The following is a 15,850-nucleotide window of genomic DNA, read 5'->3' on the forward strand; positions in this document are numbered from 1 at the left end:
TGCTGCCGCCGCACTCCGGCCTGGCATAGCATCAAGCAGACATGAAGACGCCCGGCCTTGGCCGGGCGTCTTCATGTGCGCGCAACAGGATCAGGCCGCGCGGCGGACCGTAGCCACCGGCTCGGCCTGCAGGCGGAAGCGCGAGACCGCCACCGCCAGCTGCTCGGCCTGTTCTTCCATCGCACGCGCGGCGGCACTGGCCTCTTCCACCAGTGCGGCGTTCTGCTGGGTGGTCTCGTCCATCTGCACCACGGTCTGGTTGACCTGCTCGATGCCCGCCGACTGCTCGCGCGAGGCTGCCGAGATCTCGGCCATGATCTCGTTCACTCGGCCGACCTGGCCGACGATTTCCTGCATGGTGCGGCCCGCGCCGTGCACCAGCTGCGCACCGGCACCGACCTGCGCCACCGAGGCGTCGATCAGCTCCTTGATCTCCTTGGCCGCGCCTGCCGAGCGCTGGGCCAGCGCGCGCACTTCGCTGGCGACCACGGCGAATCCGCGGCCCTGTTCGCCGGCACGCGCCGCTTCCACCGCCGCGTTCAGCGCCAGGATGTTGGTCTGGAACGCGATGCCATCGATTACCGAAATGATCTCGGCAATGCGCTGCGAGGAGGCCTCGATCTGTTCCATGGTCTGCACCACCTGGCTGACCACCTGCCCGCCTTCGCTGGCCACGCCCGCTGCGGAGCCGGCCAGGGTGTTGGCCTGCAGCGCGTGGTCGGCATTCTGGCGCACCGTGGAGGTCAGCTCTTCCATCGAGGCCGCGGTCTCTTCCAGGTTCGCCGCCTGCTGCTCGGTGCGGCGCGACAGGTCACTGTTGCCTGCGGCGATCTCACCCGCCGCCAGGCGGATGCTGGCCGCCGACTGCTGGATCTGGCCAACGATCTGGGTCAGCTGCTGCACGGTGCTGTTGGCATCGTCGCGCATCACCGCGAACACGCCGTGGAAGTCGCCCTGCATGCGCGCACTGAGGTCGCCTGCGGCAATCGCGCGCAGCAGCGTCGACAGCTCGGCCAGGTTGTGGTCGCTGACCTGCATCATGGTGTTGAGGGTTTCCACCATGCGGCGGAAGTCGTGGTCGAAGCGCAGCGTGTCGCCGCGCACCGCGAAATCGCCGGCCGCTGCGGCGGCGGCCAGCTGCTGGATCTGATCGTTGATCGCCGCCAGGTTGCTCTTGGTGGTGGCCATTGCGGCGGTGAACACCGCCTTCTCGCCCGGCAGCGCTTCCATGTCCACGCTCAGGTCACCCACCGCATAGCGCTGCATCACGTCGACCAGGCGCTGGGTGACGGCGTTGCTGGAGGCCACCAGCTGGTTGCTGTCAGCCACCATCCGGCCGTACTCACCCGGGAACGCCGAGGCGTCCATGCGGTAGCTGATTTCACCGGCGTCATGGCGACGCGCCATTTCCGCCTGCGCCGCCATCACCGACTGCAGCTGCCCCCGCATGCCCTGCATCGCGTCCAGCAGGCGGCCCACTTCGTCGTTGCTGCGTGCCGGCAGGGTGCTGTCCAGCTTGCCCGCGGCGACGTCGCCGGCCACGCGCACGGCTTCGGCCAGTGGGCGGATCGCCAACCGGCGCAGCAGCACATAGACACCTGCACTCAGCGTCAGCGCGGCCACCACACCAACCAGCAGGGTCAGCCACAGCAGCTGGCGCGCCTCGGCCACGATCACCGCGTGCGGCATCACCACACCCAGTGCAAAGCGCTGCGGCGCATCGCCCACACGCAGCGGCACGTATACGCGCACGTTGCCGGCGGCATCCGGAGTGAAGGCTTCGAACCGGCGGTCGGCGGCGATGTCTGCCAGCATGCTGCGGGTCAATGCGTCGCCACGCGGCTTGCCGATTTCGGCGGCATTGGCCGAGGCCAGCACCACGCCATTCGGCGAGAGCAGTTCGACGCGCCCGGCGCCCATCGGCTTCAGCGTGGCCAGGTGCTTCTGCAGCGCCGCCAGCGAGAAGTCCACAGTGAATACACCGAGGAACCGGCCGTTTTCGATGATCGGCGTGCTCAGCGTGCTCATCAGCACCTGCTGGCCACCGATGTCGTAGGCGTAGGGCTCGCTTACCTTCGCCAGCTTGTCGCGGCTGGGCACCATGTACCAGTCACCGGAGCCACTGGCCGTCTCGGTGTAGTCGGTCATCGTCGACTGCTGCGGCTTGCCGTCGTGCCAGGCCCAGTAGCTCATGTAACGACCGGTGGCATCGTGCGCTTCGGTGTTGACGAACTCGGCATCCTTGCCATCGAAGGCGTCGGCCTCCCACATGGTGCTCTTGCCCAGCCACTCGGGGTGGGTGCGCAGCTGCTCGCCCAGCACGGCAGCCAGGCTGGCACGGTCCGGAACATCGCCGCGCGCGCGCTGGGCGAGCACGGCCTCGACCATGGCGTCGTTGCTGGCAAAGGCGGTGCCCAGATCGGCCGCGACCTGGCGGGCTTCGGCGGTGGCTTCGCTGGCCATGGTCTGGCGCGAGGCGTCGATCAGGCTGGCGCTGGCCTGGCGGTAGATCAGGAACGCAGTCAGGCCGAAGCACAGCAGCGCGATCGCAGCGGTGCCCAGCATCAGCTTGTGGGCGATGCTGCCCGGGCGGCGGGCAGCGGCGGAACGGGGAGAAGGCATGGAAGGGTCCGCAAGGCAGTTCAGGACGACCGGCACCGCGAGGGCACCGCGCAGGTGCGCGATCCGTCGCGCAGGCCACCGGCCGCCGGGACACGCCCGGCGCTGGAAGCGCACCGGGTTAGCGGCCGCCTGCGAACGAGGTTGAGGCGGTCCATCTGCACATTCCTGAACCTGCTCAGGGTCGGGTCAGGAACCCGCCCGGCTGCCGCCCTATTCGGCCACGCGGTCCTTGATCCATTCCGCCCGCGGCAGCACCTCGATGCTGCCAACCGCGTACTGCTGCAGCACGTCGTCCGGGCCGAAGCGCGGCTGCCAGCCCAGTGTGCTGCGCATCAGTGCACTGTCGTAGACGCGGTCAATGCTCAGCGGTAGCGGCCAGCCACGGCGCTCGAACTCGGCCAGCAACTGCGGGGCGCGGCGGGCCAGTACCCTGCGAGGCTGGGTCGCCAGTTCCAGGCAATCCTCGCGCAGGAACGGCGTCGGTGCGCAGGCAATGTAGCGTGCGAAGGCAGCGCCCTCATCGTGCAGCAGCGCGGCATGTGCGCTGGCCACGTCGCGCGCGTCGATGCCGCGGTGCAGGCGGAACATCGCCATCCGCTCCGGTGGCTCGGGGAAACAGCGGGCCATGCGCAGCACGCGCACGCTGAAGCCCGGCGCCGCAGCGGCTTCAGCCAATGCCTCGGCCTGCAGCTTGCTGCGATGGTAGATGGTGCGTGGCAGCGGCTCGGTATCTTCATCGATCCAGCGGCAACCGCCCGCCACCACCGCATGGCCATACAGCGCCGTGGTGCTGGTCAGCACGAAGCGGCGTGCACCGGCCTCGCGGGCAGCCTGCAACAGGTGTGCAGTCGCCTCCACATTGATCTGCTGGAATACCGCATCCGGCACCAGGCCGACATGGGGTGCGTGCAGGGCGGCGGTATGGATCACCGCGTCGACGCCCTGCACTGCCCGCTTCACGGCCTGACGATCGGTGACATCGGCAATGATGCGGGTGGTGGCGAATGGGCTGCGATCCAGCCCCACCACTTCGTGGGCCGCCGCCAGCGCGCCGAAGATCGCACGCCCGATCCGCCCGGAACTGCCGGTCAACAGAATCTTCATTGAGTCCATTCACTCGAAGCGCCCGGGAACTACCGGGATGCATCGATTCTAGGCACGCTGCATGTCGTCTGCGATAGGGCGCGGTTGCAATTGTGCGTTCATTCTGGCGATGCCGATCGGGCCAGCAGCTGCCGGGCGACGAACAGCGGATCGTCACCGCCTGCTGCATCAGGCGTGACGCCGGTGCGTTCCCAGTTGGTTCCGGTACGGAGGTTGATCGGCTGCCGGTCGGGAATGCTGATCTGATAGCCATCCGGCAGCAGCACAGGATCATCGAACATATGTGCCGCGCCGCCACTTCGACTACCAACGACACGTGCCCGCCCCTGCGCCTGCAGCGAGTACGCGACGAATTCGGCGGCCGACCCGGTGCGGCGGTCGATCAGCACCACCAGCGGCTTCAGGTACAGCCCCAGGCTCGCCGGTGGCAACGGTACCGGACTGCGCTGGCCACGGCGTTGCAGTGACTGCACCTGGGTGATCTCCGCCGCCAGCAGGGTCCGCACCAGCAGGTCCGCACTGCCGTCATCGCCACCACCGTTCTGGCGCAGGTCCAGCACCAGGCCGTCGGTGTCGGCCAGCAGGGTGAAGGCAGCAGCCAGCTTCGGCCGGGCCAGATCGAGCGGATAGAAGGTGCTCAGGCGCAGGTAACCGATGTTGCCTTCCAGCACCCGCACCTCGCGCACGCCCGCACCATTGCTGCGCGCATCCGCGCGCCAGGCCATCAGCCAGTCGTCCTGGCCGGCGCGGGCATCCACCCGCTCGACATGGAAGTGGCCATCGAACACGTCCAGATCCTGGTTCAAGCGTGCGCTGAACGCCTTGGGGTCCGCGCAGCTGTCCACATAGCGCTGTTGGGTGGACCAGCCGCGCACGGCCTCGGCAATGCGCGCGCCTTCGGCCACGTCCAGGTACTGCGCCTGTATCGCCGTGGCCGCCGCCTGCAGCACCGCGTCCTGGGCCGGGCAGGACGCCGCCAGCAGCGCGCCCAGCATCCACGAAACCGCCATGACCGCACCCCATGTTGATGATATGTAAGTGCTTATATATCATCGCCACCATGGATCTCCAACATGCCACCCTGGGAACACTGCTGCGGGCCCTGCTCGACCAGCTGGACCCGGCGGTCGAGCAGGCCTACCGCGACCTGAAGCTGGACTACCGGCCGCGCTACACCCCGGTGCTGCGCACGCTGATGGCGCAGGGACCCTGCCGCATCAAGGATCTCGCACTGGCCTGCGGGCTCAGCCATTCGGCGCTCAGCCAGACGGTTTCAGCAATGGTGCGCGACGGCTGGCTGCACGCTGCGGTCGGTGAAGACAGCCGCGAGCGCATCCTGCAGATGAGCCCGCGCGCGTTGCAGGCATTGCCGGCGCTGCAGGCGCAGTGGCGGGCCACGGCACGCGCGGCGCGCAGCCTCGATGCCGATCTTGGACAGTCATTGGAGCAGGTGCTGCGCGAGGCACTGCAGGCGCTTGAACAGCGGCCGTTCGCGCAGCGACTGCGTGGCACGCCCCAACGCTGAGGCGCTTACTGCTCGGCCGCCATCTCGATTTCACTGAGGAACGTCCAGCTGCCATTGGCCAACCGCAGCTCCAGCGTGCGGCACTGCGCGGCCAGCGGCGCGGCGTTGCCCAGCACGTATTCCTCTTCGGTCGAACCGCTCAGTCCGGCCTGGGGGAATGGCGCCGACAGCACACCGATCTTCACCGCAGCGGCGCCCGGCTCGGCACACATCACCTCCACAGCTGTCGGCGTGACGATGCCCCACGCCGGGCGGGTCATCGTATGCAGGCCGATCCAGTCCACCCGCCGGCGCTGGCCCAGGTCGATGGTGATGCTGGCGTTGCCATGCACGCCTACCCAGCCGGCATCCATCGGGTTGCGCGGATCCCCCACCCGGCGATCGAACAGTTCATGCCCGGTGCTGTCGGGATAGTTTGCATCCGGCGCCACGCTGTAGCTGTAGGTGGTCTGCACCGGATCGACACTGTAGGACGCACCGAGCCCATACAGCCCGCGATAGGTGTTCATCAACCGCGGAGATTCGGCATAGCCCTGGCCGGGGCCGACCACCTCGGACATGTGGTACTGGTTGAGCCAGGCAACGCGCTTGCCGGCCGAACGCGCGCTCCACAACTGCTGGTTGATGCGCTGCACCGACGCGGAGCGATAGGCACCGGACAATCCGTTGCCGGTTTCCAGGAACAAGGGACTGCCATGGTTGAACAGTTCGATGTCGGCCCACAGGCCGCTGGCCCCCAGCGCCGCCGACAGCGCCTCGTAATACGCCTCGGTGGAATGACCTGGGCGATCCCACTGGAACAGGCGTGCATGCGAGGCGGCGCCGATGCCGTCCTGCCAGATCTGCACATCCACGCCGGTGGCCGTACGGAACTGTGCAGCAGCCCGGCCCACGCTGGCCGGATCCACGCTGGATGACACCAGGTAGGGGGCCACCATCACCGGCCGCGAGGGTGTACTGCCTTTGAGCGCCGTCACGATCGCACGGTAGAACGGCGCGCGATCAGCCGGCACCTGTGCTGGCTCGTCGGTGATGTACCAGCCAGCGAACGCCGGATGCGATCCGTACTGTTGGCCCAGCTGGGCCAGCGACTGCGCCGCATCCTGTGCCACGGCCGTTGCGTTCTGCCCCTGCCAGAAGGTGGCGCACTGCCCCGAGCTGTAGGTGGTGCCGACCACGACCTTCATGCCGCGCGCGGCCGCCGCATCGAGCACGGTGCCGAGCTTGCCGGGAAAGCCAGCAATCCATTCGAAATCCTGCACGCCGCTGGCGCAGCCGACGCCGGCACGGGTGGCACGCACCTGACCGAGGATGATCGTGTCGTTGCCCAGGTCCTGCAGTTCATCCAGGAACAGCGGCAACTGCGCGGCCGGCAGTTGTTCGTCGCTGCCCGAGTAGCCAACGTGGACGAAGCTGCCGGACAACAGAGGGCTGGCTGCGTGGACGGGAGCGGTACAGGCCAGCACTGCGATCAATCCAATCCTGTTCATGTTCTACGTCCCTGTCGTGGCCAGGCGAGTGGCGTTGTTGCGCATCCTATCAACAGCGACGGTGGCCCCATCACGATCATCGACAACACTGCGCAATCGCCGACTTCAGCTGCCCCCGCAGCAGCGCACGTGCAATGCCGATTCAAGCGGTTGATTCATTCAACTGGGTGATCGAGCCTGCGCGCTCCTTCCCCTGGAATACTCCTCATGCGCACGCCGCCCGCACCGCTCAGCCTGATGGAACGCGACCGCCGCTGGGCCCTGGCCCGCGACCTCATGGCCAGTGAACGCCTCGATGCCCTGGTTGTGCATGGCGACCGGGAAGCCGCCGCACCGGCCGGGTTCTCGCCGGACTGCTACTTCACCAATGACCGGCCCGGCTCGATCGTGGTGTTCGTCGGCGACCAGCCGCCACGGGTGTTCACCTTTGCCTCGCTGATGATTGCCGACCACCTGCAGGCCTGCCTGCGCGGCGACCTGCAGTGGATCGCACCCGAACAGCTGTGGGTTGGAAAATCCGGTCTGGAGGTTGGCCGCTGGCTGCAGCAATGTGGCCTGCACACGGCACGTATCGGCGTGCTGGGGCTGGAGCCCTATCCACCGTTCTACTTCGACGGCGCGATGCCCGCGCGCACCCTGCAGGGCATGCAGGCGGCGGTGCCGAACGCGGAATTCGTACCGGTATATCGTGCGTTCTTCCAGCGCGCCTCGGTAAAGAGCCAGGAGGAACTGGCGCTGATTGCGCATGCCGCCTGGATCGGTGAATCCATGAGCGAGGCGCTGCGTGCCACTGCTCGCCCCGGTGTTTCGGAAGCCGAACTGGTTGCCGCAGTGACCGCCGCCTGTTTCTCGCTGGGGGGCTATACCGCCGAGGTGTTGCTCGGCTCGGGTCCCGAGTATGTGGGCTGGGGACCACCCGCCTGGCAGTATCGTGCGCAGCCGCCGCGCATTCTGCGCGATGGTGACCTGGTGCTGTCGGAGATCTTCGCACTGTACGGGCTGATGGAAACCCAGCATCAGGCCGCGGTTGCCATTGGCGAGGTGCACGACGACATCCATCGCGCCGCTGCCGTCGCCCGCAGCAGCTACGAAGCAGGCCTGTCCGCACTGCGCGTGGGCAATACCTTCGGCGATGTCGTCGACGCGATGGAAGCGCCCCTGCTGGAGGCGGGCGGCTGGCACGTGCATCCGTTGGTCCACAGCCTCAACCCCTATGGACCGATTGGCTTCGGCCGTGCACCGGGCATCGAAGCGCTGCCGGAGGCCGCGCGCTATGCGCACATCGCGCCGCTGCCGACTGTCGGGCGCGAACTGCCCCTCCAGGCCGGCATGTGCTTCGCCTTCGAACCGAACTGTGCATTCGGCCGGCACATGGCCAACATCGGCGGTACGGTCATCGTCGGCGCGGACGCGGGTACCGCGCTCAATGAAAACTCGACACGGCTGATGCAGGCCGATGCCTGAGTTCATCGTCCATCTGCAGACACCGGCACGGCGGCGCGCGGCCGAGACGCGCAGCGGGCAGACCCGAGCCCGACTGCTGCACGCGGGGCTGCAGCTGTTCAGCGCGTTCGGCGTGGAGGGTGTGCGTACCCGCCAGCTGGTGGACATGGCCGGCTGCAGCCAGTCAGCCATTCCCTATCACTTCGGTGGCAAGCAGGAACTGTATGCCGCCGTACTGCAGCGCTGCGCTCAAGCCATTGCCGAGCGATTGCCGCTGCCGGCAACGCCACCCAACGGCGCGCGGCAGGCCGCGCAGCAGCTGCAGCAGTTGATGCGGGCATTCGTCCATGCCTTGCTTTCGGCGCCGGATGCAGGTCCACGCACGCTGCTGTTGGCGCGCGAACAGATCCAACCGACGGCGGCGTTCGCCAGTGCCCACCGTACGCTGTTCGAACCCCTGCACTCCACGTTGGCCGCGTGCGTAGCGTGCCTGCGCGGCAGCGAACCATCCAGCGCCGAGACGGTGCTGCGTACCCACGCCCTGCTCGGCCAAGCGATCGTCTTCGCCGTCTCCCACGGAGCTCTGCAGGCGCGACTGAACCAGGGAGCTCCCTTGGCAGACGTAGAGACGATCGGGTCGGTGGTCAGTGGCATGGCACTGGCGGCAGCGAAGGCAGCGCCCGCCTGAATGGCTGCCTGGTCAGCCCCGTGCGCAGGGCGCGTGAAAACCGGGGCGAAGATGGCGACCTGGACTTAGCGTGCGATGGCCAAGCATGGATGCCGTCGTCTGCGAAGGCGACGCCCACACCGCAGGAGATTTCACATGACTGAGCAGAACCCGCGCAGCTCCAACCGGGGTTTCGCATCAATGGACCAGGAAAAGCAGCGCGCGATCGCTGCCAAGGGCGGGCGCGCCGCACATGCCTCCGGCAACGCGCATGAATTCAGTCCGGCCGAGGCACGTGTCGCAGGCCGCAAAGGCGGCGAGGCGATCAGCCGCAACCGCCAGCACATGGCCGAGATCGGTCGTGAAGGTGGACACGCTCGCCACGCCAATGCGCGCCAGCAGCAACAACAGCCTCAGGAGATCGAACGCACGGCAGCGGGTCCGCAACGCCAGCAGGGCTGAATGCAGCGCGTCAGGCCGGTGCGCGCTGCCGATACAGCCCGAGCGCCGCAAGCAGGGCCAGCGCACCGGCCACAGCCATCGCCCATCCGAAACCACTGGCCATCGCACTGCGATACCACGTCAGCATCTGCGGCGTGGCGTGCATCGAGCCCGGTTGCAGGATCAGTTCGCGCGCCTGTGCCGCCAGCTCCCGCTGCCCGGCCGCCTGCGCGGACGCGGCGAACTGCTGCACGGCGCGCTGGCCCATCAGACTGCCCAGCAGCGCGATGCCCAGGCTCATGCCTGCCTGACGTAACGCGTTCATCGTGGCTGAGGCAATACCCGCGCGCTCGACCGGCGCGCTGGCCATGACCGCCATGCCGGTCGCCGGCACTGCCAGCCCCATTCCAATGCCAAGCAGCACCAGCACAGCACTGGAATAGGCGTGCGAAGTAGCCGGTTCGAACGTGGCCATCGCGCACAGCGCCGCCCCGGCCAGGGCATAGCCCAGCACCAGCGCGGCGTGCAGCCCGAGGTGGGCGACCAGACGACCGAACAACAGCGACACGGCACCCATCAACAGGAACTGCGGGGCCAACTGGGAGCCTGCCAGCGCAGCGTTGTGCCCCTGTGCCTGCTGGAAGAACAGCGACAGGAAGAACAGGCTGGCATAGGCAGTGAAGCCCAGCACGAACGAGGCCAGGTTGAACATGCCGAAGCGGCGGTCGGCAAACAGGTCCAGCGGCAGCAATGGGCGTGCCACCCGGCGTTCGACGATGCCGAACAGGATCAACCCGGCAGCTGCCACGCCCAGCGCCAGCAGCGTCACCGGGGCCAGCAGGCCATGCGCGCCGATCGCGATCAGGCCATAGCTCAGCGTACCCAGCGCGACGACGCTGAGCAGCTGCCCGGCAGGGTCCAGCGCAGCGTGCTGCGGATGCCGCCGCTCCGGAATTCCCCAGGCGCCCAGCGCCAGCGCGAGCAGGCCCAACGGCAGGTTGATCAGGAAGATGCTGGGCCATCCGACGCGCTGTACCAGCACCCCACCCAGCAACGGCCCAAGCACCAGGGCCAACGCACTGAACGCCGACCAGCCACCGATCGCCCGCGCGCGCTGGCGCGGATCCGGGAATGCATGGCTGAGAATCGGCATCGCGCTGGGAATCAGCAACGCGCCAGCGATGCCCTGCACTGCACGCCCGGCTACCAGGGTCGCAAGATTGCCGGCACAGGCGCACAGCAGCGACCCCAGCGTGAAGGTGGCGACGCTGAGCAGCCACATCCGCCGATGACCGTAACGGTCCCCAAGCGGCCCCGCCGACAGCATCAACGCCGAAAGCGCGATTGCATACGCATTGATCACCCACTGCAGGCCGGCCATGTTGGTATTCAACGCCTGCTGCAGGGTCGGCAGGGCGACGTTGACGATGCTGATGTCCAGCGAGGCGAGGAATGTGCCGAGGTAGGCCGCCAGCAACAGGGCCGGCCGCTGGAAACGTCGCATGTACGGTTCCCGGGGGAAGGATGTGTGCGCATCGTAGCCACTGACTGACCGTCGGTCAATGACTGACGGTCAGTCGATGCCACAGGCAAGCTAGAATGGCTCCCGTCGCACCCGGATCCCTCCCACATGCAGACCCCAGCTGTCGCCAGGCCACGCACCAAACCTGCGGAAACCCGCCAGGAAGAACTGATGGACGCCGCGCAGGCGCTGTTCCTGTCAAAGGGAGTGGATGCCACCACCATCAGCGACATCGTCGCCGCAGCCGACGTTGCCAAGGGCACCTTCTATACCTATTTCGCCTCGCGCACCGAGATTCTGCAGGCGCTGGCGCAGCGCTATACCCGGCGTTTCATGGAAGACGTCGACCGCGCCGTGCAGCGCTACCCGGCCAGCGATGGCGTAGCACGCCTGCGCGCCTGGATCCGCGCCAACATCGAACTTTATGTGCGCACCCATGCACTGCACGACGTGGTGTACGCCAACCATCATCACCACCAGCGTGGCAACGCCGAACGCAATGCGATCCAGCAGCAACTGCTGGGCATCCTCGAAGCAGGCAATGCCGCAGCTCTGTGGCAGCTTCCAGCGCCCAAAGTCACCGCCTCGTTGATCTATGCCGGCGTGCACGGCGCCACCGACGACCTGATCGCCATACCCGCACAGGATGCCGATGCCTTCATCGCCGCCGTGGTGGATGATTGCCTGCGCATGGTCGGCGTGCCACCAACCGGTGCCAAACGTCGCTGACGGGCTTTCTGCTGCTCAGATGTGGGCGAGGATGTTCAACAGCCGCCCGAACGGGTCACGGACGAAGAAGCGGCGCACACCCCAGGGCTCATCGGCGGGGCCATATTCCAGCGGGATGCCGGCCGCGCGCATGCGCTCCAGTACCTGTTGCAGATTGTCGACTTCTATCGACAGATCCGGCACCGCCGTGCCGGATCCCCCTTCAGTGGCAAAGCTGACCTGCGCCAGCGCGCTGCCCTCGCCGCCATGGGTGACGATCCAGCCGTGGTCCATCACCACCGGCATGCCCAGCAGCTCGCCATAAAACGCTGCAGCACGCGCAGGGTCAGGCGTGGCGATGTTGGCGACGACACGTTTGACGGCCATGTGCGGCGGCTCCGATGCGATTCCCCATCCTCGCCGCTGCGTGCATGGCCTGCAAGCGGGCGGCGCTGAAACAGAAGAGCCCCGTCAGGGACGGGGCTCGTCATCAGTCCTGCATTGCCACTGCTTACACAGCGCCGCAGCGATCCATGACGCAACGATCGTATTCGTACTGGCATTCCATCGCATCACCGCCACCGGACAGACACGCCTGGTAAGCCTTCCAACAGGGAAGATCGCATGGCGGAATCGGCCCAGCCACAGCAACCGAACCGCTGCAGGCCAAGGCGAACACCGCACCCGCGATCATTTTCCTGAAAGTACGCATCGACATCACTCCTTGATAAGCCTGGTGAGCCCAGGCCGGGCCACGGTAGCGAGGCCTCCGGGAGATGGAGTGAACGCCAGCGTCACGCCCAATTAACGTGTTCATAAAACTCCTGCCACATAGCTGGGGGGTATCGCCGTGCCTTGGCGTTAACGGCTTTGTAGTCCGTCATCCAAGGAAGTTGTCCGATGAATCACCCGCTGTATGGCCGTTCGTCCCACTCCCGTTCCCCGCTGCACAGCCGCCTGGCGCTGGCAGTCGCCAGTTCGCTGCTGCTGGCAAGTGCGCTGCCCGCCATGGCCAACGAATCACTCGACACCTGGCAGCAACAGCGCCAGTTGCAGGCCGCCTGGGCGCACCCCCCCAGCCTGGCCAGCACGGCCAGCACCGCGAACCTGTCGGCGCCGATGTCGTCCGCCGCAACCAGCAGCACCTCGATCCTCGGCAACCCCGGCGATGCGGCCAGCTGGCGCAGCGATGAATTCAACGCCGACTGGGGCCTGGCGGCAACCAACGCGGACCACGCCTACGCGCGCGGCCTGACCGGCACCGGAATCCGCCTCGGTGTGTTCGACAGCGGCACTGGCCTGGACCATCCGGAGTTCGCCGGCAAGAACCACCGCAGCATCCATATCGCTGATTTGCTTGCCGATGGCACCCGCTGCACCAACACCAGCCAGCTCACCGGATCCGGCGCCTGCTTCTCCTCCGATGGTGACGACGTGCAGGTGAGCTACGTCGGTTTCAACGCCAACGTCCCGCAGAACATCCGCGACCTGATCCGGGCCGGCAACTACGTGCAGCCCGGCCTCGAGTTCGAGGTGCATGGCACCCACGTGGCCGGCACCATCGCCGCCAACCGCGATGGCAATGGCATGCACGGCGTGGCGTTCGGTGCCGATCTCAGCGTCGCTCGCCTGTTCTTCAACAGCGCCAGAGAGTGGCAGCCCGTGGGGACCAGCTATTCCGTAGTTTCGCTGGGCAGCGTCGGTCCCGATCCGTCCGCCGTGGTCGACATGTACGCGCAGATGAATGCCCAAGGTGTGCGCGCGATCAACCACAGCTGGGGCCTGAGCAAAGAGCCCAATGCGGTACTGATGGACCAGATCTACAACGATCCGGATGATCGCGCCTATCTCGCCACCTATGCCGACGGTTCGCGCGCCAATGGCATGATCCAAGTCTGGGCCGCAGGAAACTCGCCTGCCCGAGCAGTCACTGCGCCCGTGTCGGCCAGCCCGATCGCAGGCATGTACGCCACCCTGCCGCGCGCCTTTGCCGATATCGAAAAGTACTGGCTCAGCGTGGTCAATGTTGGTCAGGACTTCACGCTCAGCCGAACCTCCAACAAGTGCGCCCTCAGCGCCAACTGGTGTCTGGCGGCCCCCGGTTCGAACATCAACTCCACGGTCTACGGCGATGATTCCACCCTGGCCGCGTCGCTGGGTGTGGATGCCAACGGCAACCTCTCCCTCGATGTCACCCAGCGTGTGCCGACCTACAACTATGGATTGCTCAGCGGCACCTCGATGGCCGCCCCGCATGTCACCGGCGCGCTCGGTCTTCTGTTCGAGCGCTTCCCCTACCTGGACAGCGCGCACGTCCGTGACGTCCTGCTGACCACCGCGCGTGATATCGGCGCACCAGGCATCGATGAGATCTATGGCTGGGGCCTGATGGACCTGCGCAAGGCCATCGAAGGCTACGGCTCGCTGCGCGTGGACACCAACGTGGTGATGAACCAGAAGGCCGGTGGCCTGAAGGTGTGGGAAGGCGATGCCTGGGATGACTGGACCAACGACATCGGCGGCCCCGGCAAGCTGACCAAGTCCGGCATCGGCTGGCTGCGCCTGAGTGGTGGCAACACCTTCAACGGCGCAGTGCTGCAGGACGGCACGCTGGAATTGAACGGCACCAACACACTCACGTCAGCGGTCGAAGTCCAGGGTGGCCAGTTCCTGCTCAACGGCTCGCTGGTCTCCACCGCCCTGAACACCACCGGAGGCGTGAGCACGGTCAGCAGCAGCGGCCTGCTGAAGGACAGCAACCTGACGGTCAACGGTGGCGTGGTGTCCTTCAACGGCACGCAGACCGGCGGCACCACCACGGTCGGTGCCAACGGCCTGCTGAAGGGCATCGGCACGCTGGGCAACACCCGTGTGGACGGCATCATCGCGCCCGGCAATTCGATCGGCACGCTGACCATCAACGGCGACTACGTGCAGGGCGCAACCGGCGTCTATGCCGCCGAACTTGCTCCGGGCGGCCGCAGTGACCAGTTGCACGTAACCGGCACCGCCACTCTCGGCGGCACCTTGGTCGCACTGCCGGAGCCGGGTACCTACTACCTCGGCGAGCAGTTCAATTTCATCCGCGCCGACGGCGGTGTCAGCGGCCAGTTCGCGAAAACCGACTTCAGCGCGTTCTCGCCGTTCCTGCAGTTCAGCCTGGCCTACGGCGCCAATGGCACCCGCATCGACGTGACCCGGGGTGCCTCGCTCGCCAGCGCCGCCACCACGCCGAACCAGCGTGCGGCCGCGGCCGTGGCCGATGGACTGGCGATCAACCAGGGCCTGCCCAAGCCGCTGACGCAACTGTTCCCGCAACAGGTGGGTGGCGTGCTCGATGGCCTCAGCGGCGAGCTGCATCCGGCCACGGCGCTGGCCCTGGTCGAGGGCAGCCGCTATGTGCGCGATGCCGCACTGTCACGTCGTGCCGGTGCCACCGCACCCGGTGCCGATGCGGGTGATGCCACCGGCGCCTGGGTGCAGGCACTGGGCGGCAACAGCAAGCTGGATGGCAACAGCAACACCGCGCGCACCGACGCCAACAGCAACGGCCTGCTGGTCGGCATCGACCGCGAGTTCGGTGGCTGGCAGATCGGCGTGCTGGCCGGTACAGGCCGCACCGACGTGAAGCAGCAGGAGCGTCGTGCCAAGTCGAAGATCGACAACACGCACTTCGGCGCCTATGCCAGCCACACCTGGGGCGGCTTCGGCCTGCGTGGTGGCGTGGCATGGAGCCGCAACGAAGTGAAGAGCACGCGTGATGTTGCCTTCGCCGGCTTCAGCGACAGCCTCAGCGCGCGCTACAACGCACGTACGCGCCAGGCCTTCATCGAAGCGGGCTACCGCTTCGGCAATGCGGAAGGCGGGCTGGAGCCATACCTGCAGGTCGCCCGCGTGGAAGTGGACCTGAAGCAGATCAACGAGCGTGGCGGCGCGGCCGCACTGCACGGCAAGGTGGACGACACCGGCACCACCATCGCCACCGCTGGCCTGCGCTTCGACAAGGGCCTGAAGGCATCGTTCCAGCAGGACAGCTGGCTGCACCTGCGCGGTGGCGTGGGCTATCGCCGCGCCTTCGGTGACCGCAGCCAGGTGGCCAACCTGGCCTTCGCCAACAGCAGCACCACCTTTGCAGTCGAGGGCGCACCGATTGCCGACAACGCCGTCGTGGCCGAGCTGGGCCTGGCAGCGTGGCTGACCCCGCGGCAGCAGCTGGAGCTGGGCTACAGCGGCCAGTTCGGCAGTGAAAGCCGCGACCATGGCGCCACCGCACGCTGGTCTGTGCGCTTCTAAACACGTGCTCTCTTGACGGGTTGGGGCGGCCTTGC

Annotated in this window: 13 protein-coding genes; 6 read left to right on the top strand and 7 right to left on the bottom strand. The window is 67.0% G+C overall.

Translation table 11 applies throughout. From position 1 onward, the window contains the following. Positions 1–90 precede the first annotated feature (90 nt). The 3 genes from ACSYS9_RS21275 to ACSYS9_RS21285 form a co-directional block, all read right to left on the bottom strand. The gene (locus ACSYS9_RS21275) at positions 91–2,622 is read right to left on the bottom strand and encodes a methyl-accepting chemotaxis protein (protein ID WP_032128587.1); all 2,532 of its coding nucleotides are present in this window, start codon (positions 2,620–2,622) and stop codon (positions 91–93) included. A gap of 210 nt (positions 2,623–2,832) precedes the next feature. Next, entirely contained in the window at positions 2,833–3,726 is an 894-nt protein-coding gene (locus ACSYS9_RS21280) for an NAD-dependent epimerase/dehydratase family protein (protein WP_049401072.1), read from the bottom strand. Positions 3,727–3,824: 98 nt separating this feature from the next. Next, positions 3,825–4,736 (bottom strand): S41 family peptidase, encoded by a 912-nt coding sequence (locus ACSYS9_RS21285; RefSeq protein ID WP_071227808.1) that lies wholly within the window; start codon positions 4,734–4,736, stop codon positions 3,825–3,827. 50 nt (positions 4,737–4,786) lie between these two features. Here ACSYS9_RS21285 and ACSYS9_RS21290 point away from each other — a divergent pair, with 50 nt between their 5' ends. Beyond that, a complete protein-coding gene (locus ACSYS9_RS21290) occupies positions 4,787–5,251 on the top strand; it encodes a MarR family winged helix-turn-helix transcriptional regulator (protein WP_071227809.1) in 465 nt (154 codons plus the stop codon). A gap of 5 nt (positions 5,252–5,256) precedes the next feature. On the opposite strand, the gene ACSYS9_RS21295 is transcribed toward ACSYS9_RS21290, so the two are convergent. Continuing rightward, the gene (locus ACSYS9_RS21295; RefSeq protein ID WP_071227810.1) at positions 5,257–6,741 is read right to left on the bottom strand and encodes a DUF4434 domain-containing protein; all 1,485 of its coding nucleotides are present in this window, start codon (positions 6,739–6,741) and stop codon (positions 5,257–5,259) included. 207 nt (positions 6,742–6,948) lie between these two features. On the opposite strand from ACSYS9_RS21295, the gene ACSYS9_RS21300 reads away from it, so the two are divergent. The 3 genes from ACSYS9_RS21300 (at position 6,949) to ACSYS9_RS21310 (ending at position 9,313) form a co-directional block, all read left to right on the top strand. Further along, positions 6,949–8,205: a M24 family metallopeptidase gene (locus tag ACSYS9_RS21300; protein WP_049423757.1), complete on the top strand. Its 1,257-nt coding sequence runs from the start codon at positions 6,949–6,951 to the stop codon at positions 8,203–8,205. After that, positions 8,198–8,872 carry a CerR family C-terminal domain-containing protein gene (locus tag ACSYS9_RS21305; RefSeq protein ID WP_071227811.1) on the top strand — a complete coding sequence of 225 codons (675 nt, stop codon included), beginning with the start codon at positions 8,198–8,200 and terminating at the stop codon, positions 8,870–8,872. The genes ACSYS9_RS21300 and ACSYS9_RS21305 overlap by 8 nt, the downstream gene beginning before the upstream one ends. Before the next feature lie 135 nt (positions 8,873–9,007). Further along, positions 9,008–9,313 carry a KGG domain-containing protein gene (locus ACSYS9_RS21310; RefSeq protein WP_032128582.1) on the top strand — a complete coding sequence of 102 codons (306 nt, stop codon included), beginning with the start codon at positions 9,008–9,010 and terminating at the stop codon, positions 9,311–9,313. A 10-nt stretch (positions 9,314–9,323) separates the two neighbouring features. Here ACSYS9_RS21310 and ACSYS9_RS21315 read toward each other — a convergent pair whose 3' ends face one another. After that, a complete protein-coding gene (locus tag ACSYS9_RS21315) occupies positions 9,324–10,796 on the bottom strand; it encodes an MFS transporter (RefSeq protein ID WP_071227812.1) in 1,473 nt (490 codons plus the stop codon). Between the two features lie 126 nt (positions 10,797–10,922). Here ACSYS9_RS21315 and ACSYS9_RS21320 point away from each other — a divergent pair, with 126 nt between their 5' ends. After that, a complete protein-coding gene (locus ACSYS9_RS21320) occupies positions 10,923–11,543 on the top strand; it encodes a TetR/AcrR family transcriptional regulator (RefSeq protein WP_071227813.1) in 621 nt (206 codons plus the stop codon). 15 nt (positions 11,544–11,558) lie between these two features. Here ACSYS9_RS21320 and ACSYS9_RS21325 read toward each other — a convergent pair whose 3' ends face one another. Both ACSYS9_RS21325 and ACSYS9_RS21330 read right to left on the bottom strand, forming a co-directional pair. Beyond that, entirely contained in the window at positions 11,559–11,909 is a 351-nt protein-coding gene (locus tag ACSYS9_RS21325; RefSeq protein WP_049423747.1) for a VOC family protein, read from the bottom strand. A gap of 124 nt (positions 11,910–12,033) precedes the next feature. Further along, positions 12,034–12,234, bottom strand: a complete 201-nt coding sequence (locus ACSYS9_RS21330; protein WP_080355439.1) for a hypothetical protein — start codon at positions 12,232–12,234, stop codon at positions 12,034–12,036. A gap of 188 nt (positions 12,235–12,422) precedes the next feature. Here ACSYS9_RS21330 and ACSYS9_RS21335 point away from each other — a divergent pair, with 188 nt between their 5' ends. Next, complete coding sequence (locus tag ACSYS9_RS21335) at positions 12,423–15,815, top strand: autotransporter domain-containing protein (RefSeq protein WP_071227814.1); 3,393 nt, start codon at positions 12,423–12,425, stop codon at positions 15,813–15,815. Positions 15,816–15,850 lie beyond the last annotated feature (35 nt).

Source organism: Stenotrophomonas sp. STK17_22, from assembly GCF_051983905.1.
GTDB classification, from domain to species: Bacteria; Pseudomonadota; Gammaproteobacteria; order Xanthomonadales; family Xanthomonadaceae; genus Stenotrophomonas; species Stenotrophomonas maltophilia_A.